This window comes from Xenorhabdus sp. KK7.4 (genome assembly GCF_963876465.1).
GTDB lineage: Bacteria > Pseudomonadota > Gammaproteobacteria > Enterobacterales > Enterobacteriaceae > Xenorhabdus > Xenorhabdus stockiae.
This window is the reverse complement of record NZ_CAWNQF010000089.1, coordinates 46915-67194: the sequence shown is the minus strand read 5'-3', so window position 1 is coordinate 67194 and position 20280 is coordinate 46915. Positions and strand designations below refer to the sequence as shown.

General features: G+C 43.8%; 15 protein-coding genes. 8 read left to right on the top strand and 7 right to left on the bottom strand.

All coding sequences use genetic code 11. The annotated features are described in order from the left end of the window. Window positions 1-28 precede the first annotated feature (28 nt). The 4 genes from ileS (at window position 29) to ispH (ending at window position 4951) form a co-directional block, all read left to right on the top strand. Complete coding sequence (ileS, locus tag AACS90_RS15795) at window positions 29-2842, top strand: isoleucine--tRNA ligase (protein ID WP_099120664.1); 2814 nt, start codon at window positions 29-31, stop codon at window positions 2840-2842. Beyond that, on the top strand, window positions 2842-3369 hold the full coding sequence (gene lspA, locus AACS90_RS15790) for a signal peptidase II (protein ID WP_099108817.1): 528 nt from the start codon (window positions 2842-2844) through the stop codon (window positions 3367-3369). The genes ileS and lspA overlap by 1 nt, the downstream gene beginning before the upstream one ends. Window positions 3370-3546: 177 nt before the next feature. Continuing rightward, the gene (gene fkpB / locus AACS90_RS15785) at window positions 3547-4017 is read left to right on the top strand and encodes an FKBP-type peptidyl-prolyl cis-trans isomerase (protein WP_099108818.1); all 471 of its coding nucleotides are present in this window, start codon (window positions 3547-3549) and stop codon (window positions 4015-4017) included. Further along, window positions 3998-4951, top strand: a complete 954-nt coding sequence (ispH, locus tag AACS90_RS15780; protein WP_099120663.1) for a 4-hydroxy-3-methylbut-2-enyl diphosphate reductase — start codon at window positions 3998-4000, stop codon at window positions 4949-4951. The genes fkpB and ispH overlap by 20 nt, the downstream gene beginning before the upstream one ends. Window positions 4952-5051: 100 nt before the next feature. On the opposite strand, the gene AACS90_RS15775 is transcribed toward ispH, so the two are convergent. Next, a complete protein-coding gene (locus AACS90_RS15775) occupies window positions 5052-5690 on the bottom strand; it encodes a LysE family translocator (protein ID WP_099120662.1) in 639 nt (212 codons plus the stop codon). Between the two features lie 92 nt (window positions 5691-5782). Between AACS90_RS15775 and AACS90_RS15770 the strand changes: the two genes are divergently transcribed. The 4 genes from AACS90_RS15770 to carB all read left to right on the top strand — a co-directional run bounded on the left by AACS90_RS15770 (window position 5783) and on the right by carB (window position 12583). Continuing rightward, window positions 5783-6766 carry a LysR family transcriptional regulator gene (locus AACS90_RS15770; protein ID WP_099120661.1) on the top strand — a complete coding sequence of 328 codons (984 nt, stop codon included), beginning with the start codon at window positions 5783-5785 and terminating at the stop codon, window positions 6764-6766. A gap of 155 nt (window positions 6767-6921) precedes the next feature. Then, window positions 6922-7743, top strand: coding sequence for a 4-hydroxy-tetrahydrodipicolinate reductase (gene dapB, locus AACS90_RS15765; protein WP_099120660.1), 822 nt, complete (start codon window positions 6922-6924; stop codon window positions 7741-7743). A 437-nt stretch (window positions 7744-8180) separates the two neighbouring features. Continuing rightward, complete coding sequence (carA, locus tag AACS90_RS15760) at window positions 8181-9341, top strand: glutamine-hydrolyzing carbamoyl-phosphate synthase small subunit (RefSeq protein ID WP_099120659.1); 1161 nt, start codon at window positions 8181-8183, stop codon at window positions 9339-9341. Between the two features lie 17 nt (window positions 9342-9358). Then, on the top strand, window positions 9359-12583 hold the full coding sequence (gene carB, locus AACS90_RS15755; RefSeq protein WP_099120658.1) for a carbamoyl-phosphate synthase large subunit: 3225 nt from the start codon (window positions 9359-9361) through the stop codon (window positions 12581-12583). Window positions 12584-12736: 153 nt separating this feature from the next. On the opposite strand, the gene AACS90_RS15750 is transcribed toward carB, so the two are convergent. The 6 genes from AACS90_RS15750 to AACS90_RS15725 form a co-directional block, all read right to left on the bottom strand. Next, on the bottom strand, window positions 12737-13372 hold the full coding sequence (locus tag AACS90_RS15750) for a GNAT family N-acetyltransferase (RefSeq protein ID WP_099120657.1): 636 nt from the start codon (window positions 13370-13372) through the stop codon (window positions 12737-12739). Further along, window positions 13369-15099, bottom strand: coding sequence for a MutS-related protein (locus AACS90_RS15745; protein ID WP_339373628.1), 1731 nt, complete (start codon window positions 15097-15099; stop codon window positions 13369-13371). Before AACS90_RS15745 ends, AACS90_RS15750 begins: the two co-directional genes overlap by 4 nt. 88 nt (window positions 15100-15187) lie before the next feature. Next, complete coding sequence (locus AACS90_RS15740; RefSeq protein WP_099120655.1) at window positions 15188-16351, bottom strand: hypothetical protein; 1164 nt, start codon at window positions 16349-16351, stop codon at window positions 15188-15190. Next, window positions 16341-17531, bottom strand: a complete 1191-nt coding sequence (locus tag AACS90_RS15735; RefSeq protein WP_193757136.1) for a GNAT family N-acetyltransferase — start codon at window positions 17529-17531, stop codon at window positions 16341-16343. Before AACS90_RS15735 ends, AACS90_RS15740 begins: the two co-directional genes overlap by 11 nt. A gap of 21 nt (window positions 17532-17552) precedes the next feature. Continuing rightward, window positions 17553-18824, bottom strand: coding sequence for an aminotransferase class I/II-fold pyridoxal phosphate-dependent enzyme (locus tag AACS90_RS15730; RefSeq protein ID WP_193757135.1), 1272 nt, complete (start codon window positions 18822-18824; stop codon window positions 17553-17555). After that, window positions 18817-20019, bottom strand: a complete 1203-nt coding sequence (locus AACS90_RS15725; protein WP_099120815.1) for a sterol desaturase family protein — start codon at window positions 20017-20019, stop codon at window positions 18817-18819. The genes AACS90_RS15730 and AACS90_RS15725 overlap by 8 nt, the downstream gene beginning before the upstream one ends. Window positions 20020-20280 lie beyond the last annotated feature (261 nt).

Genomic DNA, 20280 nt, shown 5'->3' with positions numbered 1-20280 from the left:
AGCGGAAAATTGGAACTGAGAATCTATAATGAGTGACTACAAAGACACCCTAAATTTACCGGAAACAGGGTTTCCTATGCGCGGGGATTTAGCCAAGCGCGAACCAGATATGTTGAAACGTTGGTACAAAGAAGGTTTGTATCAGGCCATCAGGAAAGCAAAATCCGGCAAGAAGAGCTTTATTTTGCATGATGGTCCTCCATATGCAAACGGCGATATTCATATTGGTCACTCAGTTAATAAAATTCTCAAAGATATTGTTGTTAAGTCCAAAGGATTATCAGGCTACGATTCGCCTTATATTCCGGGTTGGGACTGCCACGGTTTACCAATTGAGCTCAAGGTTGAGCAGATTATTGGTAAGCCGGGGGAAAAATTTTCCGCCGCAGAATTCAGGGCTGAGTGCCGCAAATATGCAATGACTCAGGTCGAAACACAAAAAGCGGGTTTCAAACGTCTGGGTGTTCTGGGTGACTGGGATAAACCTTACCTGACCATGGACTTCAAAACTGAAGCAGACATCATCCGTGCTCTGGGTCGTATCATCGGCAATGGTCATTTGCTGAAAGGTGTTAAACCGGTTCACTGGTGTACTGACTGTGGTTCTTCCCTTGCTGAAGCTGAAGTTGAATACTACGATAAAACTTCTCCTTCCATTGATGTCCGTTTCACTGCCGTTGATGCAGATGCCGTCTATACCAAATTTGGCGTACAACCACAGAATCTGCCGGTTTCTCTGGTAATCTGGACAACCACACCGTGGACACTGCCTGCTAACCGTGCAATTGCACTGGGTGCAGAAATCACCTATCAATTGGTTAAAGTTAACGATGAATGTCTGATTCTGGCAGCAGAATTAGTCGAATCCGTTATGCAGCGTGCAGGTATCACTTCATGGGAAGTGATGACCGATTGCACAGGCTCTGATTTAGAATTGATGCGTTTCAACCATCCATTCATGGGCTTTGAATCTCCTGCAATTCTGGGTGATCACGTCACACTGGATGCGGGTACAGGTGCCGTACATACTGCCGGTGGTCATGGCCCGGATGACTATACTATCAGCCTGAAATATGGTCTTGAAATCGCGAACCCGGTCGGCCCGAATGGCTGCTACATCTCCGGAACCTACCCATCACTGGATGGTCAGTTTGTATTCAAGGCGAACGATATCATCGTTGAGCTACTGCAAGAAAAAGGCGCATTACTTAGCCTGGCAAAAATCCAGCATAGCTACCCTTGCTGCTGGCGTCACAAAAAGCCAATCATCTTCCGTGCAACGCCACAATGGTTTATCAGCATGGATCAGAAAGGCCTGCGTGAACAATCACTGAAAGAAATCAAAGGCGTTGAGTGGATCCCGGGTTGGGGACAAGCACGCATCGAATCCATGGTCGAAAACCGCCCGGATTGGTGTATCTCCCGTCAGCGTACATGGGGTGTACCAATGTCTCTGTTCCTGCATAAAGAAACACAGGAACTGCATCCTCGTACACCAGAGCTGATCGAAGAAGTTGCTAAACGCGTTGAAGTGGATGGCATTCAGGCATGGTGGGATCTGGACATGTCAGAGCTGCTGGGTGATGAAGCGGCAGATTACATGAAAGCTCAGGATACACTGGATGTTTGGTTTGACTCAGGAAGTACCTGTTCTTCCGTTGTCGATGCCCGTCCTGAATTCAATGGCCATTCCGCTGATATTTATCTGGAAGGCTCAGATCAGCACCGTGGCTGGTTCATGTCCTCGCTGATGATTTCTACCGCTATTAAAGGCAAAGCACCTTACCGTCAGGTTCTGACTCACGGTTTCACCGTGGATGAACACGGACGTAAGATGTCCAAGTCCATCGGTAACACCGTTAGCCCACAGGATGTGATGAACAAGCTGGGTGCAGATATTCTGCGTCTGTGGGTAGCTTCAACTGATTACTCCGGCGAAATCGCAGTTTCTGATGAAATCCTGAAGCGTTCTGCTGATGCTTACCGCCGTATCCGTAATACTGCGCGCTTCCTGCTGGCAAACCTGAACGGTTTCGATCCTGAGCAGCATATGGTGAAAGCAGAAGACATGGTGACTCTGGATCGCTGGGCGGTAGGTCGTGCGCAGGCGGCACAGGCTGATATCCTCAAACACTACGATGAATACGATTTCCATGCTGTTGTTCAGCGTCTGATGCAGTTCTGCTCTGTAGAAATGGGTTCATTCTATCTGGATATCATCAAAGATCGTCAATACACCGCAAAAAGCGACAGTGTTGCACGTCGTAGCTGCCAGAGCGCTCTGTATCATATCGCAGAAGCATTGGTTCGCTGGATGGCTCCGATCCTTTCCTTCACTGCTGATGAAATCTGGAATGAACTGCCGGGTAAACGTGCACAGTTTGTTCTGACCGAAGAGTGGTACGATGGCCTGTTCGGTCTGGCAGATAGTGAAGATATGAACGATACTTTCTGGGCTGAGCTGCTCGAAATTCGTAGTGAAGTGAACAAAGTACTGGAACAGGCTCGTGCTGATAAACACATCCGCAGTTCACTGGAAGCTTCAGTAACACTGTATGCTGATGAAGCACTGGCCGGAACACTCAACAAACTGTCAGATGAGCTACGTTTTGTGCTGTTAACTTCACAGGCAGAAGTTGCTGCGTACACCACTGCCAGTGATGATGCACAACAGAGCGAACTTCAGGGTCTTAAAATTGCCTTCCGTAAAGCAGATGGTGAAAAATGCCCACGTTGTTGGCACTATGCTAAAGACTTGGGATTGGTGGCGGAACACGCAGAACTTTGTGGCCGCTGTGTGACTAACGTTGCCGGTAACGGTGAAGAGCGTAAATTTGCCTGATGAAGAAACCCATTTGTTCCACTGGCCTCCGCTGGCTTTGGTTAGTTGTTGTGGTATTGATATTGGATCTGGGCAGTAAGCAATTAATATTGCAGAACTTCAGCCTGTATGAATCTATACCACTTATACCCTATTTTAATCTGGCTTATGCACAGAACTTTGGGGCAGCCTTTAGTTTTCTGGCTGATAAAGGCGGCTGGCAGCGTTGGTTCTTTGCATTGATTGCAATTGCCATCTGTATCACATTGCTGGTTATGATGTATCGTTCCAGTGCCAAGCAGAAACTGAGCAACATTGCTTATGCTTTGGTGATTGGTGGGGCACTGGGAAATCTGTTCGATAGGCTGGTACACGGCTTTGTTGTCGATTTCATCGATTTTTATGTCGGGGAATGGCACTGGCCTACCTTTAATATTGCAGACTCTGCAATTTGCATCGGGGCAGCACTCATCATCATTGAGAGTTTTACCAGCCCGGGTGATAAAAAAGCCTCATCGAAAGAACAGTCATCGAAAAATAGTCACTAAAAAAACAATAAGAAACCAGCCTCGGTAATAAAACCGGGGCTGGTCATTCCATCAATACCCAGTGGATTTCAGGTTGCATCACAGTGGCAAGTGAGTAAAGCAGCCAACAGCGAAAAGGCAACTTGAAAAGACGACGGGTATAACTGCAATCGTTTTTTATTAAAAGGTTTGAGCGATATGTCAATGCAGGTGCAGGCGCACAGTGCTGTTTTATTACATTTCACCCTAAAGCTGGATGATGGCTCAACAGCAGACTCGACTCACAGTCAAGGTAAACCCGCATTATTCCGTTTAGGTGATGGCAGCCTCTCTGAGCCACTGGAACAACAGCTTCTTGGCCTGAAAACTGGCGATAAACATCAATTTACACTGGCAGGCGAAACTGTTTTCGGCAAACATAATCCTGATTTAGTACAATACTTCACGCCTCGTGATTTTGCGGATTCAGGTATTCCTGAAGCTGGCACTATCATGCTATTTACGGCGATGAACGGCAGTGAAATGCCTGGATTTATCAAAGAAGTCGCGGAAGGTTCCATCACTGTTGACTTTAACCATCCGCTGGCTGATCAAAACATCACTTTCGAAATTGAAGTGTTGGAAATAGACCCTCAGTTGGAGGAAAACCATGCAAATATTGCTGGCTAACCCTCGTGGTTTTTGTGCTGGTGTTGATCGTGCCATCAGCATTGTTGAGCGTGCATTAGAACTCTATGGCGCTCCGATTTATGTTCGTCATGAAGTCGTTCACAACCGTTATGTGGTTGACAATCTCAGGGCGCGGGGCGCTATTTTTATTGAGGAAATTTCAGATGTACCTGATGGTGCAATTCTGATTTTCTCCGCACATGGCGTTTCGCAGGCTATCCGTACAGAAGCCCGCTCCCGTAATCTGACCATGTTGTTTGATGCCACCTGTCCTCTGGTGACAAAAGTACATATGGAAGTTGCCCGGGCGAGTCGTAAAGGCAAAGAAGCCATTCTGATCGGGCATGCCGGCCACCCGGAAGTAGAAGGCACAATGGGGCAGTATAACAACCCTGAAGGCGGTATGTATCTGGTGGAATCACCGGAAGATGTGTGGAAATTGCAGGTTAAGGATGAAAATAACCTGTGTTTCATGACACAGACTACGCTTTCTGTAGATGATACCTCTGACGTTATTGATGCACTTAATACCCGATTCCCGAATATTATTGGCCCACGTAAGGACGATATCTGTTATGCCACAACTAACCGTCAGGAAGCGGTGCGTGATCTGGCAACCGATGCCGATGTTGTTCTGGTGGTAGGCTCCAAAAATTCATCAAACTCCAACCGTTTGGCTGAACTGGCACAACGTATGGGAAAACCCGCTTATTTAATTGATTCTGCCGAAGATATTAAAGAGGAATGGGTTGATAATATCAGCGCTATTGGCGTCACTGCCGGCGCCTCTGCCCCGGATATTCTGGTGCAGCAGGTCATTGAGCGTTTGAAAACTCTGGGAGCAAAAACAGTTAATGAACTGCATGGACGTGAAGAAAATATTGTCTTTGAAGTCCCGAAAGAATTGCGGGTTGATATAAAAGAAGTTCATTAACGTTCGGCTCATTTAAAAACAGCAAGTTAAATCCGGCTTTTTCGTTGGAAAATGTAAAACTCCGACAAAAAGCCGTATACCTTACAACCTATTGAGTATATCAGACTGAAACAAAAACAAGTCGAACTGCAAAGCCAATCAGAATTACACCAATTACACGCTCAAACCAGTATCCCATCTGAATAAATTTCAATCTGATCACTGAATTAGAAAAAAGCCAGCTGACCAGAATAAACCATGCTGCATTCACCATACACATCCATACACCATAAAAAACCTGTACAGATAGCGGCGTCGTAGTGCTTACCACGGTTGTAAATACAGCCAGAAAAAATAGCGTTGCTTTAGGGTTGGTCGCATTTGTCATAAACCCGATAAAGAAAGCCCTGTAAAGAGTTTGCTGCTGCTCTGGCGCTTCATAGGAAAGGGCAAAATCAGCCTTTTCCGGTTTACTTCTGATAAATTGAATTCCCAGATAGCAAATATATAGACCACCGATTATTTTTGCGGCTGTCATCAGCCAATATGTTGAATGGATTAACGCACCAATACCAACCAATGTATAAATCACGTGGACTGATATCCCCACACCAATACCGATAGCAGTAAAAATACCCACCCAACGGCCAAAGCGTATGCTTTGTCTGATAGTCACGGCAAAATCCGGCCCCGGAGCAACAACAGCCAGAAAATGGATCAGCGCAAGCCCTAAAAATTCATGTAGATAGTTAGAAAGCATATTTAATACTCTTTATATAAACAGAATATCCCGATTGTATTAAATAAACTCAGTGGCGATAATCCATCCAAAAACCAAATAACTTTTGATCTATGAGCACAAATAACACGATAGCCCTGATGCGGGAAATGGCTATTTTCGCCAAAGTGGTTGAGACAGGAAGTTTTTCTGAAACTGCTCGTCAGTTAGCAGCTACGCCTTCTGCTATTAGTCGCTCTGTAGCCAGACTGGAAAAAGCGCTCGGAACCCGTCTGCTACAGAGAACAACACGTAAACTTCGTTTAAGCGAGAGTGGACAACAGGTTTATGAGCATTGTCTGGACATGATGAATTCAGCTCAGGCAATAATGTCTGCATCAGGCAACTTTAGCGGTGAGCCTCAAGGTATAATCCGGGTAAGTGTGCCTAAAGCTGTAGGGCGTTTTGTCGTTCATCCTCATATACCGGCTTTTCTTACCCGTTACCCTAAAGTCGATGTCAGTTTGCTGCTTGATGACAGGTATGTGGATTTAATAGATGATGAAGTCGATCTCGCCATACGGATCACAGATCAGCCCCCTCCGGGTCTGATGGGACGGCGGTTACTCAAGATTTGGCATATGTTATGTGCCACGCCGGAATACCTTGCAGAACACGGGATACCACAACATCCCCATGATCTGAAAACCCATAGCTGTATCTACCTTGGAGAAGAACCGGGAGATTCACGCTGGAAGTTCAGTCAGGGTAGCAAAACTGTCACTGTCAATATTCAGGGGCGATACGCTGCCAATCATACCGGTGTAAGGCTTGATGCGGCACTGAAGCACATCGGTATTAGTAGCTTACCTTATTTTACCGCCAGACATGCTTTACAGCAGGGACGGCTGGTTCAGGTTCTGCCTGACTGGAACTTTAAGGCCAATTATACCGGTGAATTATGGGTGCTTTATCCGCCAACGCGGTATTTATCCCCGAAGCTTAGTGTATTTATAGAGTTCCTTGCTGAAAGACTCCGACAGGAGAATATCCAAGATAAAAAAGTCGCCAAAGAACCTCATCATTGTCATTACGAATTACCTGAGGCCGGGGAGTAGTCCATCTTTAGCATTTTTTATAACTGCCCGTCTGATCTCTGTTTTCCTAATGGCATCCCTCTAAGTCTGGCACCGCCCGCTATTGCCAGTTAAGCTGTAGGCAATTTACTTTATCACCTCAATTAAAAATTGATATTCACTATAGCGGGGGCCTTATGGCTGATACAGATATTCGCATTGCTATCGTAGGGGCCAGTGGCCGTATGGGGCGTAATCTCATTCAGGCCGTTCAGCAGGCGGATGGCGTTACACTGGGGGCTGCTCTGGTGCGCTCAGGTTCTTCATTAGTAGGAGCGGATGCCGGAGAATTGGCTGGTATTGGTACGAACGGTATTACTATCCATGATAACCTCCACTCTGTTATTAATGACTTTGACGTTTTGATCGACTTTACCCTCCCGGAAGGCACACTAACCTATCTCGCCATTTGTCACCAACACCGCAAAGCGGTGATCATTGGTACAACCGGGTTTGATGACGCAGGTAAACAGGCTATTCATGATGCTTCCCGTGATATCCCGATTGTTTTTGCCGCGAATTTCAGTGTTGGTGTTAACCTTGTCCTGAAACTGTTGGAGAAAGCGGCAACAATAGTGGGCGAGCACACAGACATTGAAATTATTGAAGCTCACCATCGCCATAAAGTGGATGCGCCATCAGGAACCGCGCTAGCGATGGGGGAATCCATTGCTCACACCTTAGGCCGTGACCTGAAAACATGTGCAGTCTATGCCCGCGAAGGCCATACGGGCGAACGAGACCCGAAAAGTATTGGTTTTGCCACCATAAGAGCCGGTGATATTGTCGGAGAACATACCGCTATTTTTGCTGATATTGGGGAGCGAATCGAGATAACCCATAAAGCCTCAAGCCGGATGACTTTCGCAAATGGCGCTGTTAAAGCCGCAATCTGGATAACCAATAAAAATAGTGGCCTTTATGGCATGAAAGATGTCCTTAATCTCGAAAATTTATGATTTATTGAATTCATAACATTATGTAATTACGCTACTATTTTTCAATGAATGCGTAATTACATATTTAAATAGCGAATATAATATTCATCGTCAATTACTCATACTTTTACACCATAAATTGTCATTTTTATCATCTTTTCTCCCATAGGTACTGAAAATCACACGTTTTTTTCAGTTTTAAAATTTAATTTCACATTAATCGAGCATATAATCGCACTTTACTTATAATTTTCAGGCATATTTCAACAATGTTGGATTGAGCCTCGCAAAAAAACCAATAAAAAAGGGATTTTTTGTAGACAAGCCCCGTTCTCATCATTAGAATGCGCGCAATTTGCCAAAATTTCGACAAAGAACATGATTGGCATTGATTTAAAGGATTAATTCCGAATTAATATGCATTGAGTGCGATTTGTTATTCATTCCCGGAGGGCGTTTTGATTAAGTCAGCTATATTGGTTCTAGAAGATGGGACCCAATTTCACGGTCGCGCCATAGGTGCAGAAGGTGTGGCGGTTGGTGAAGTGGTCTTCAATACCTCAATGACCGGATATCAAGAAATACTTACCGACCCTTCCTATTCCCGCCAAATTGTTACTCTCACCTATCCTCATATTGGAAATGTCGGCATTAATAGTGCTGATGAAGAATCTCCCGCCATTCAGGCACAAGGCTTAGTAATCCGCGATTTACCGCTTATCACCAGCAACTACCGTAGTGAAAACAATCTGTCTGATTATCTGAAAAATCATAACATTGTTGCGATTGCTGATATTGATACACGTAAACTGACCCGACTGTTGCGCGAAAAAGGTGCGCAAAACGGCTGTATCATTGCGGGTAATGAAGCGGATGTTCAAGTTGCACTGGAAAAAGCAAAAGCATTTCCCGGCCTGAAAGGTATGGATTTGGCGAAAGAAGTCACCACGGCACAGTCTTATCAGTGGTTACAGGGGAGCTGGACACTGACAGAAGGGTTGCCGGAAGCCCGTAAAGAACAAGAATTGCCATACCACATTGTCGCTTATGATTTTGGTGTAAAACGTAATATCCTGCGTATGCTGGTGGATCGTGGCTGCCGCGTGACTGTCGTACCAGCCCAGACGCCTGCGGATGAAGTACTGAAAATGGCACCAGATGGGATCTTCCTGTCCAATGGTCCCGGTGACCCAGAACCTTGTGACTATGCCATCGAAGCAATTAAAACCTTCCTGAATACTGAAATCCCGGTATTTGGTATCTGTCTGGGGCATCAGTTACTGGCTCTGGCAAGTGGCGCAAAAACGGTCAAAATGAAGTTTGGTCACCACGGTGGCAACCATCCTGTTAAAGATTTAGATCGCAATGTCGTTATGATTACCGCACAAAATCACGGATTTGCCGTTGATGAAAATTCATTACCAGCAAACCTGCGCGTAACCCATAAATCACTCTTTGACGGCACACTGCAAGGTATTCACCGTACTGACAAACCTGCTTTCAGTTTTCAGGGTCACCCTGAAGCCAGCCCTGGCCCGCATGAAGCCGCTTCTCTGTTCGACCACTTTATTGAATTGATTGAACAGCATCGTCAGCAAAACGCTCAGAACACCAAATAATCAGGAGAAAAAGGAAAATGGCAAAACGTACTGATATTAAAAGTATCCTGATCTTGGGTGCAGGTCCGATTGTTATCGGTCAGGCATGTGAATTTGACTATTCAGGTGCTCAGGCCTGTAAAGCGCTGAGAGAAGAAGGTTACCGTGTCATACTGGTGAACTCCAACCCGGCAACCATCATGACCGACCCGGAAATGGCTGATGCTACTTACATCGAGCCGATTCACTGGGAAGTCGTACGCAAAATCATTGAGAAAGAACGTCCGGATGCCGTCCTGCCAACAATGGGCGGGCAAACAGCACTCAACTGCGCACTGGAACTGGAACGTCAGGGTGTATTGCAGGAATTCGGTGTCACCATGATTGGTGCAACCGCTGATGCCATTGATAAAGCAGAAGATCGTCAGCGTTTTGACAAAGCGATGAAGAAAATCGGTCTGGATACCGCACGTTCCGGCATCGCTCATACTATGGAAGAAGCACTGGCAGTCGCTGAAGACGTAGGCTTCCCTTGTATCATCCGCCCTTCTTTCACCATGGGTGGAACAGGCGGTGGTATCGCTTATAACCGCGAAGAATTTGAAGAAATCTGCGAACGCGGTCTGGACCTTTCTCCAACGAATGAACTGCTGATCGATGAATCGCTGATTGGTTGGAAAGAGTATGAAATGGAAGTTGTTCGTGACAAAAGTGACAACTGCATCATCGTCTGCTCCATTGAAAACTTTGACGCGATGGGTATCCATACCGGTGACTCCATCACTGTCGCGCCAGCCCAGACTCTGACGGATAAAGAATATCAAATCATGCGTAATGCCTCGATGGCAGTACTGCGTGAAATTGGTGTAGAGACCGGTGGTTCAAACGTACAGTTTGCAGTAAACCCTAAAAATGGCCGACTGATTGTCATTGAGATGAACCCGCGAGTCTCCCGTTCATCCGCTCTGGCTTCCAAAGCCACTGGCTTCCCTATTGCAAAAATCGCTGCAAAACTGGCGGTTGGTTACACCCTTGACGAGCTGATGAATGATATCACCGGTGGACTGACTCCTGCTTCTTTCGAACCATCGATTGACTATGTCGTCACTAAGATCCCTCGTTTCAACTTCGAAAAATTTGCCGGTAGTAATGACCGCCTGACCACTCAGATGAAGTCCGTTGGTGAAGTCATGGCGATTGGCCGCACTTTCCAGGAGTCTCTGCAAAAAGCATTGCGTGGTCTGGAAGTCGGCGCAACAGGTTTTGACCCGAAAGTTAATCTGGATGATGTACAATCACTGACCAAAATCCGTAGCGAACTGAAAGATGCTGGCGCTGAGCGTATCTGGTTCGTTGCCGATGCCTTCCGCGCGGGTATGTCCGTTGATGGTATCTTCAACCTGACCAACATTGACCGCTGGTTCCTGGTACAGATTGAAGAGCTGGTTCGTCTGGAAGATATGGTTGCAGAGCAAGGTATCAACGGCCTGACTTCCGGCTTCCTGCGTCAGTTGAAACGTAAAGGTTTTGCGGATGCGCGTCTGGCAAAACTGGCTGGCGTATCCGAAAAAGAGATCCGTAAACTGCGCCATGATTATGGCCTGTATCCAGTTTACAAGCGTGTAGATACCTGTGCGGCTGAGTTTTCAACCGATACAGCCTACATGTACTCCACTTATGAAGATGAGTGCGAAGCTAACCCAAATAATGATAAGCCAAAAATCATGGTATTGGGTGGTGGCCCTAACCGTATCGGGCAAGGCATTGAATTCGATTATTGCTGCGTACACGCTGCTCTGGCGCTGCGCGAAGACGGTTACGAAACCATCATGGTTAACTGTAACCCTGAAACAGTTTCAACAGATTACGACACCTCCGACCGCCTTTATTTTGAGCCGGTAACACTGGAAGACGTACTGGAAATTGTCCGCGTTGAACAGCCAAAAGGCGTGATCGTACAGTACGGCGGCCAGACTCCGCTGAAACTGGCACGTGAACTGGAAGCAGCTGGTGTGCCAATTATCGGTACCAGCCCGGATGCCATTGACCGTGCAGAAGACCGTGAACGTTTCCAGCAAGCGGTAAACCGTCTTGGCCTGAAACAGCCGGCAAATGCCACTGTGACAACCATCGAACAGGCGATTGAAAAAGGTAACAACCTCGGTTATCCGCTGGTGGTTCGCCCTTCCTATGTACTGGGTGGCCGGGCAATGGAAATCGTATACGATGAAACTGACCTGCGTCGTTATTTCCAAACCGCAGTCAGTGTTTCTAACGATGCGCCGGTTCTGCTGGATCGCTTCCTTGATGATGCTGTTGAAGTTGATGTGGATGCTATCTGTGACGGCGAACGCGTCCTGATCGGCGGTATCATGGAACATATTGAACAGGCGGGTGTTCACTCTGGTGACTCTGCCTGCTCCTTGCCTGCCTATACCCTGAGCAAGAAAATTCAGGATGTGATGCGTAATCAGGTTGAGAAACTGGCCTTTGAATTACGTGTCCGTGGTTTGATGAACGTTCAGTTTGCTGTGAAAAACAACGAAGTTTATCTGATCGAAGTGAACCCTCGTGCAGCACGTACTGTACCATTCGTTTCTAAAGCAACGGGTATGCCACTGGCGAAAGTCGCTGCACGCGTAATGGCTGGGCAATCCTTGCAATCACAGGGTGTAACTAAGGAAATCATCCCACCTTATTACTCCGTGAAAGAAGTCGTATTGCCATTCAATAAATTCCCGGGAGTTGACCCGATTCTGGGGCCAGAAATGCGCTCTACCGGTGAAGTCATGGGTGTTGGCCGTACCTTTGCTGAAGCTTTCTCCAAAGCAATGCTGGGCAGTAACTCCATCATGGGTAAAAAAGGCCGCGCACTGCTGTCGGTACGTGAAGGCGATAAAGAGCGTGTTGTTGATTTGGCAGCTCAGTTAGTTAAGCAGGGCTTTGAACTGGATGCAACTCATGGTACTGCGGTTGTCTTGGGTGAAGCAGGAATCAACCCACGTCTGGTAAACAAAGTGCATGAAGGTCGCCCGCACATTCAGGACAGAATCAAAAACGGTGAATATGACTACATCGTCAATACCACCGCAGGCCGTCAGGCGATTGAAGATTCTAAACTGCTTCGTCGCAGCGCACTGCAATATAAAGTGCATTATGACACAACCCTGAATGGCGGTTTCGCAACCACCATGGCGCTCAGTGCTGACCCGACTGAACAGGTCATTTCCGTACAGGAAATGCACGCAAAAATTACCAAGTAATTTAAGCGAATAAAAAACAGCTCCCCCAAAGTTGGTTATCCAATCAGTAAGGGAGCTGTTTTTTTTATCTGGTGATATCTTAAATCCAGAAATTGTACTTATCTTCAAGCCGAATACTCACTACTGACATGACATCAGTTAAAACACAATTAATTATTGTAGTTCGAGAAACATCCTTAAGTGACTATTGAAGCAAAAACCGTTAAGAATACGCGGATTATCAATCTGTTGTTTTACTAAAAAACCATGGTGTCGATAGAAACTGATCGCTCGCTGGTTAGTAGTAGCAACGTCCAGCTCAATCATTTTGTATTTTCGGTCACGAGCCCGGAGAATTTCCTGTTCCAATAGTTGGGAACCAATACCTTGACGGGAAAATTCCGGATCGACAGAAAGATTATAGAGAAAACAGGAATTACCTTCCGGCTTGGGCGTAGCTGATGTGGAAGCAAGCAATCTATACAAGCACTTGATGGCTTGGGGGAAAGAATAAAATGAAAAAACAGAACTCAATGTTCCCCAATTTAACCGATTAATTTCACTACGATCATAGGCTGCAATCACCCCAATACATCGATCATCAGATAACATCAAACGATGTTGGGAGTAACCAAAATAACCTTTTTCACCACAAAACTCTTTTATTAGATATCGGGAACGTAACTCCTCAGCTCCATAAATAAAATTCAGGGTATCACTAGATATATTGCCCAACAGATTGATTACCTGAGAAGCATAATCTGGAGTAGCTGGGCAGTGTTGAAGATTTGCGCTATGTAATTTATTCATGTCAGATCCACACCAAGCATACGGAATAGTTTAATGGCATTTGTCTGATGTGATATTCCTTCCTTGAGGCGATAACTGAAGAATATTTTATCTGGTGATTTATCATCGATAGTTTCTTCAAAATAAATATTACGCGAGAGAGGCTGTAAATCCGAATCAGTCGCTAATATGGTACTGTGGGTGGTTATCATTCCCATAGCCTGTTGAGCACAAAGTTTTTTTAATATGGCAATGATTGCCATATTACGCTCCCGTTCATTTGTTCCCTTTAGAAGTTCATCTAATAGATAGATGGGTTGTAACCCGCTTTGTTTGACCCTTGTTATTAATTCTTTAATCTGCAAAACCTCGCTCATAAAATATGACAACCCTTGATGTAGAGAATCAGCGGCTGAGAATATGGTAAATAATTCACAAGGATGAAATATCAGTTCAGAACAGGCTACAGGCCCGCCTGCCATGGCAAGTTTCAGGTTAAGACCAAGTGTACGCATATAAGTGGTTTTCCCCGACATATTAGAACCCGTAATAATGGTCACTTGGCCGGGAATAAGTAAGATATCGTTAGCAATTGCCTGCTGTGCAGGTAATAGAGGGTGAATGGCTTGCTTTGCATGAAGTTTGCGCTCGTCGCTCATTGTTGGAAAGTGCCAACATTGATTTTCATGGCTCAGATTTGCCATGGCACTTAGTGCCTCAAATAATGAGATAGCTTCCAGCCAACGGGGGACATGCTGTGCATACTGCTTATGCCAGCCCTGAAGATTCAGGGTGATATGAAAATCCCAGAGTAACGTGCATTGTAGGACAAGATACGGTAAGGCATTAAAGCGTAAGTGTGAATAATGGATGATGGTTGACAGTTTACGTAATGCCAGCTCTGGTCGTTCAGAAGGGTTTTGTAGTAATTCACTAATATTGCGTAAAGTCTGTGCGTGATACTCACCAGAATTAATATTTCTGACTATCTTCGAAAGACTATTCAGGGCATTAGATTGAAGGTCAACACGGTTAAGTGCTTGCTTAAATTGATCCCCCCGTAACATAAGAAATACGATATTCATAGCCACAGGCGGGATAACAATCCAGCCAGGAGCAAAGCGAATTACAGCACAAGTAATACAAACTAATGAAAGTAGGGTTAGCATTTGCCCCACTCGTTTTAGCCTGACAGTGATATAAGGGAAAGTTGTGCTTGTCGCCCAGTCATGAAATTTCTCCAGATAATATCCTCCCCCTGTACGATCTGGCTTTCTCGCGCAAGCGTACAGTTTCTGACGTAAGTCTAATTGTGGTGCCAGTTCTTTAATAGCTTGTTGATGCTGTGACAGTTGCGATATAGGACACCCGCGCGTTATCCATACGGCAAGCTTGGAATCACCGAGACTTGTCGACAGATTAAATAGCAGTTGCCCTAAAGAGGCTGTTCCATATAAGTTGAGAGCACGATCCTGTTCACTGAAATGATCAGCAACATGTATCGGGCAAGGTGCCAGCGCTGGGAAATTTCGATGAATGCGCTCTAAACTTTCTGTATTTAGTGTAACCAGAGTGAGGTGGTTCTGTAATTGTTCCTGTATGTGATGATGCAAGAAGACTAAGCCAACAAATAACAATATACCACCAGTTACCAATAGCCATGAATAAAATAACAACTCTGGTTGTTGCCATAAATAATAAACTAATACGATCAGACTAATAAATATGATGAACCGACTTAATTCCATGTACTTCAGACGTTTCTGTAACACGAGTACTTTTTGAGATAAATAATCAACTCGTGTTTGCCATGGACATTTTTCGTGAGTATCAGAATTAATGTTTATCGTCATTTTTGAAAACACGTCGTTCCTTTGGTTGAGTAACATCAAATTTTTTGGCAAGAATACGACCAAATAATGCATTAAACAGAGGATTCCTAAACTTCATATAAATATCATTACGTATTAAGCATGCACCGAGATTTTGTTTAACGAAGTAATTGGTAATTCCAAGGTCGATGATTTTAGTCTGAAAATGACTGAATCTCTGGATCAGATCCATATGCAAAATATAGTAGGAATTTACTTCACTTTCTTCTTGATAATTACGGCCAAAAACAAAAGGATTAATAATGCTTTCACTTATACCACTAAAAATAAATGAGCGTACTTGATCCTGTTTATCATAAAGTACGGATACTACGACTTGGCATTTTTTTTGTATCTGCTCAAAAAAGCTCAAAGGTAACGCCTCACGCTTATATTCACTTGCCCGGTGATGAGTATTGAGGTATTGCTCATAAAACGCCTCAAGCGCTATAGGCTGCTCATGATAGTGAACAATACGCCATCCTGATTGGCGAAACTGTGACTTTATGCGGCTAAGCACCTTACGGCAATTGGCTTTCAAATTTTGGCTATGCTGTTCCCATGATCTGCCTTGTAGCTGGACAAACGCCAAAGGGTAATTCATTGCCGGATTGAAGCCCTGTGCTAACAACTGTGAATGTAATGCAGCATAATCCGTCTCTTTATGCTCCACATCACGAATGATCCTGACAAAAGCACGGGGAAAACTTAAAGCTAAAGAATGATTGATTATGTCGATACGTTGCTGAGGAATAATTTCATGAAAAAACCACCAATGGCAGCCACTGGTTTCATAACTGCCAAGCATGGCTGCGGTAATGCAACCAAACTTCGGAAAAAATCGCTGTAATCTCGATCGTAATGCAGAGTGAGAATCAGAAATCAGATCAATGGATTCTTGTGTAGCAAAGAACAAACCCTGAAAGGAATGCCTCAAATCGGAATCGAAGACTTGGAAATATCGATATTCACGATGAGGAAGCGTTTGTTCACAGACGCTCATAAAGCTATGCGTTTTAAATGGATGCCCTTGAGACAAGGTTTCATTCCATATATAGGCATCAATATCTTCGATAGAATTATAAACTTCAATATGAAACTTATGGATACGAAATTCATCAATCAACATGTTTTAGTGCTCCTGAAGATTTTAGGGCATCAATGTAATCTTCATTCAGTTTGAACACTTTTCGCTGTTCTGGGATTTTTGGGGCAGGAAATATCAGTTTTCTGAACCGAGATAAAAGGAAATTATACAAGGCGTTAGAATGTTTTATATAAAAGTACAGCCTGGATGATATGGCACCTACACTAAATTTCGCATCGTAGCTTGTCTGGCCAAGTTCAATATATGGATATTGTTGATTTTGAGCTTCTTCAATAACTCGATATAAACAATTGAAATAGAGTGCACTGGCATCGCGGTAGCTGTAGTCAATACCTAAGTATAACGGGTGTAGGTTTTTGCCCTTGAGGAATAATTCGAAAGCGACAATACAATCATCATCCAGACACAACAATACTTGTGCTTGATCGCCAAGTTCCTCATTAACAGCATGGAAAAATTCAGGTGTTAAACATTCAAACTTGGTATGACTACGTTGCAATACATTACGATATAAGCTACTAAGTTTGTCAACGTAAGCACTAAAGTCATCAACCATAATCCAACGTAGGCCAGTAGCATCAAACTTCCGCTTGCGTCTTCTCAATACATTCCGATAACGTTTTAGCATATTATTGATATATTCTAAGCCTCCAACTTGATCAGTATAAACATAAGTCGTGTCAGGGCTGCGGCAGACGACAAATTTGCTCTGTAAAACTTGCTGCAAGCATTGATGAACATATCCGTCAAACTCTTTGATACACTGCAATTTAATTTGTAGTTCAGATACTTTCCTATCAATCTCCAGTTCCATAGCTTGTAACAATCGGGGGTAATCGGGATGATCCGGTGGTAGAGAAATGCCTAGCATGTGACTGCAAGTTGCAATCGGACTACCGACGACAAAAATCCTTGGTTTCAAAAAGCTGGGAAATATCTTGCGCAAGGTTGCAACCCAATCCTGCCATTTCGGAGAGGCAAGATCAGTTAGGGAATAACACATACTGAAGCAACTAATTATAGCTGTCAGTTTTTCGTTACGATAAAGGCTAAGATAGTAAAAACTTTCGACAAGTTCAGAACGTTCTAATGCGAGTTGCAGTGAATATGAAGTAATCACATTTTCTGGATCATAGCAGTGTTCCCAGTCCTCCCGAGAAAAATGACTGACACTTTCTACCCACTTACAGCTTATTTCCATAACTGCAAATCCCATATAAGGTTATATTAAAGCCAGCTTTTGACCAATTTGGATGAAAGTACGAATGCTATAATCCAACTCCTCGTTGTTCAGGTTTGCGCTCAAATTAATCCGAATGCGTGCCCGTGTCTTACTTACAGCAGGATAAGTCACAGGATTAACGTATATGCCTTTCTCATGAAGCATACGGGCCATAGCGAAACAACAATGTTCATAACCCGTAATCAATGGCACAATGGCCGTTTCGCTGTTCAATATATTAAATCCTGCATCGCGTAATTTTTGACGGAAATACTCAGCCTTGGTTTGTAACTCCAGAGTCAACTGAGGTGAACTCTCAAGAATGTCGATGGCGCTGATGATTGAAGCGAGTACAGCGGGAGGTAACGAAGCAGAGTAAACGTAAGGATTTGCAGCAATACGGATAATATTTCCTGTTTTCTTGTTTGTAGCAATAAATCCACCAACGCCAGGCAAGCCTTTACTCAAACTACCGGTGATAACATCAACCTGATCCGTTATTCCAAAATAAGCACAACTTCCCCGACCGTTCGGACCAATATGCCCAGTACCATGAGCATCATCAACAATGACGAACGCATTATATTTTCGTGCTAAGTCGACAATCCCGGGCAAGGGTGCCAAATCACCATCCATACTGAACACACCGTCAGTGACAATAAATTTACGTGCTTGAAATGAAGTTTGGCTAAGCTTGTTCTCAAGACTTTTCAGAGAAGCATGCTGATAAATCCGAGTCGTTGCACCACTTAGTTTCAGACCATCAACGATAGATTGATGGTTAAGCATATCACTGAAAACTATGTCACCTTCACGACATAGCGTGGAAAGGGCTGCGAGATTCGCCGAAAATCCAGAGCTGAAAGTAATGACTTCTTCCACGCCAAGGAATTTAGCCAACCGTTGTTCCATTTCAAGATGTAGGTCACTAGTACCATTGAGAAGGCGTACACCACTGGATGTAGTTCCGTATTGATGAGTTGCATTGATACTGGATTCGATAATCTTTTGATGACCATTGAGTCCAGAATAGTTATAGGAACCTAAATGCAGAACTTCACGTATATGTGTGCTATCAGCGCTGACAGGGTTGTAGCTAACAGAAACATATTTGCAAGGTATTCTATGAAATACTCTGCCAATCATATCCATTTTGCCATCTGAAACAAAATTATCGTAACGCTCAGCCATGTTTTGTAGATAATCGTTGGATCGCGTGATATCACGATGATGATTGTCTATTTGGGGATCAGTAAGGCGCGATTTATTCATGATGTTTTTTCCTTGCATACGGATAAAAAGTAACAATGAAGATAAGTGTTCCAATATTGATAGCCAGACTTACCCAAAGTAACGGCTGTAAATTGGAATAATTTATTAGCAAATAAACGATGAATATCCCTTCTAAAGCCTTTATGAACAAAGTGACTAACGATAAATGATTGTGCTCAATACGGCTGGAGTACAGGCAATTGGTTAACAAGAAGATCAACGGTACTAGCCATACGTCAATAGTATTAAGTTGATCTGCATTGAAAATGATATAGAAGCTAATGAATGTTGGAGATATCAGCATTAACAATGTAGTAGGCATTGCTGGATTTGGATTTATTGAAGCGATAATTTCATCTTTAAAATTCAGATACTTAGGTGAACCAAATAATACTCTCAAAACAGATTTCAGGTTGGGCTGGTTTATTGCCTGCCGCAAACATGACAAATACATGAAGCTATTCAGATATCCCAGCGAATGAGGCTGGGCTATTGGTGTGGTGATGCCATAACGTATTGGCTCTTCTGATAACTCTCGTTGATAGGTTCCAAATATTCTGTCCCAAATAACTAAAAAGCAGCCGAAATTTTTGTCTATATAGAGCGAATTACTGGCATGATGTACCCGATGCTGAGAAGGTGTGACAAAAATCTTTTCTAGAAATCCCAATTCGCGAATGAACGTTGTGTGTATAAAGAACTGGTAGACCAACTGTGCAGCGATAGCCAGAAGGTAATGTTCCAATTTGATGCCCAGAAATGCCATGGGGAGAAAAAACACCCATACCGTAAAATTTCCGAAAAAGCCTAAGCGCACAGCAGTGCTAAGATTAAAGTGCTGTCCACTATGGTGCACAAGATGATTAGCCCATAGTAGGTTACAACGGTGGTGAGCCCAGTGATTAAGATAGTAGAAAAAATCGTAGAATATGAAAGTCGCCAGTATCTGTAGGAAAGTATTTGGTAATGGGGGTATCAACGCCCAATGTTGTTGCACATAATAATAGATCGATAAATGTAAGCCCGTGAAAAGCACTCCGGCTACTAAATTAGTTGCGCCTAATGAAAGATTCACCAAACTCTCTATGATATTCAATTGAGAACGTCGTCGGAATTGATTCAACACCAGTGCTTCTATCACCATACTAATTAAAAATATAGGCAATAAGATAGTTAGTATATTTTGTCCTGTCATTTTTTACCCTATTTGTAGCAATCTACCTATATCCATCATCAATTCGTAGCTAAAAGATACTTCTATCAGCTAATCCAGAACCAAAGGTATTTGTATAAACCAGATTCTCATATCTTTAGATATGCTGATTAGGATTGAGTGAGAATGTCCTCATGGTTACTGCTTACAACAGTAATACTACAAGATATGGCTATACACTATTCTCTGTGATTTTATATATAGCTTGAAAGCCACACATTTAATTACAATTGAACAACAAAA

Coding starts and splice junctions, on each gene's coding strand:
- ileS (WP_099120664.1), top strand. CDS start 29: ATGAGTGACTACAAAGACACCCTAAATTTACCGGAAACAGGGTTTCCT.
- lspA (WP_099108817.1), top strand. CDS start 2,842: ATGAAGAAACCCATTTGTTCCACTGGCCTCCGCTGGCTTTGGTTAGTT.
- fkpB (WP_099108818.1), top strand. CDS start 3,547: ATGTCAATGCAGGTGCAGGCGCACAGTGCTGTTTTATTACATTTCACC.
- ispH (WP_099120663.1), top strand. CDS start 3,998: ATGCAAATATTGCTGGCTAACCCTCGTGGTTTTTGTGCTGGTGTTGAT.
- AACS90_RS15775 (WP_099120662.1), bottom strand. CDS start 5,690: ATGCTTTCTAACTATCTACATGAATTTTTAGGGCTTGCGCTGATCCAT.
- AACS90_RS15770 (WP_099120661.1), top strand. CDS start 5,783: ATGAGCACAAATAACACGATAGCCCTGATGCGGGAAATGGCTATTTTC.
- dapB (WP_099120660.1), top strand. CDS start 6,922: ATGGCTGATACAGATATTCGCATTGCTATCGTAGGGGCCAGTGGCCGT.
- carB (WP_099120658.1), top strand. CDS start 9,359: ATGGCAAAACGTACTGATATTAAAAGTATCCTGATCTTGGGTGCAGGT.
- AACS90_RS15750 (WP_099120657.1), bottom strand. CDS start 13,372: ATGAATAAATTACATAGCGCAAATCTTCAACACTGCCCAGCTACTCCA.
- AACS90_RS15745 (WP_339373628.1), bottom strand. CDS start 15,099: ATGGAATTAAGTCGGTTCATCATATTTATTAGTCTGATCGTATTAGTT.
- AACS90_RS15740 (WP_099120655.1), bottom strand. CDS start 16,351: ATGTTGATTGATGAATTTCGTATCCATAAGTTTCATATTGAAGTTTAT.
- AACS90_RS15735 (WP_193757136.1), bottom strand. CDS start 17,531: ATGGAAATAAGCTGTAAGTGGGTAGAAAGTGTCAGTCATTTTTCTCGG.
- AACS90_RS15730 (WP_193757135.1), bottom strand. CDS start 18,824: ATGAATAAATCGCGCCTTACTGATCCCCAAATAGACAATCATCATCGT.
- AACS90_RS15725 (WP_099120815.1), bottom strand. CDS start 20,019: ATGACAGGACAAAATATACTAACTATCTTATTGCCTATATTTTTAATT.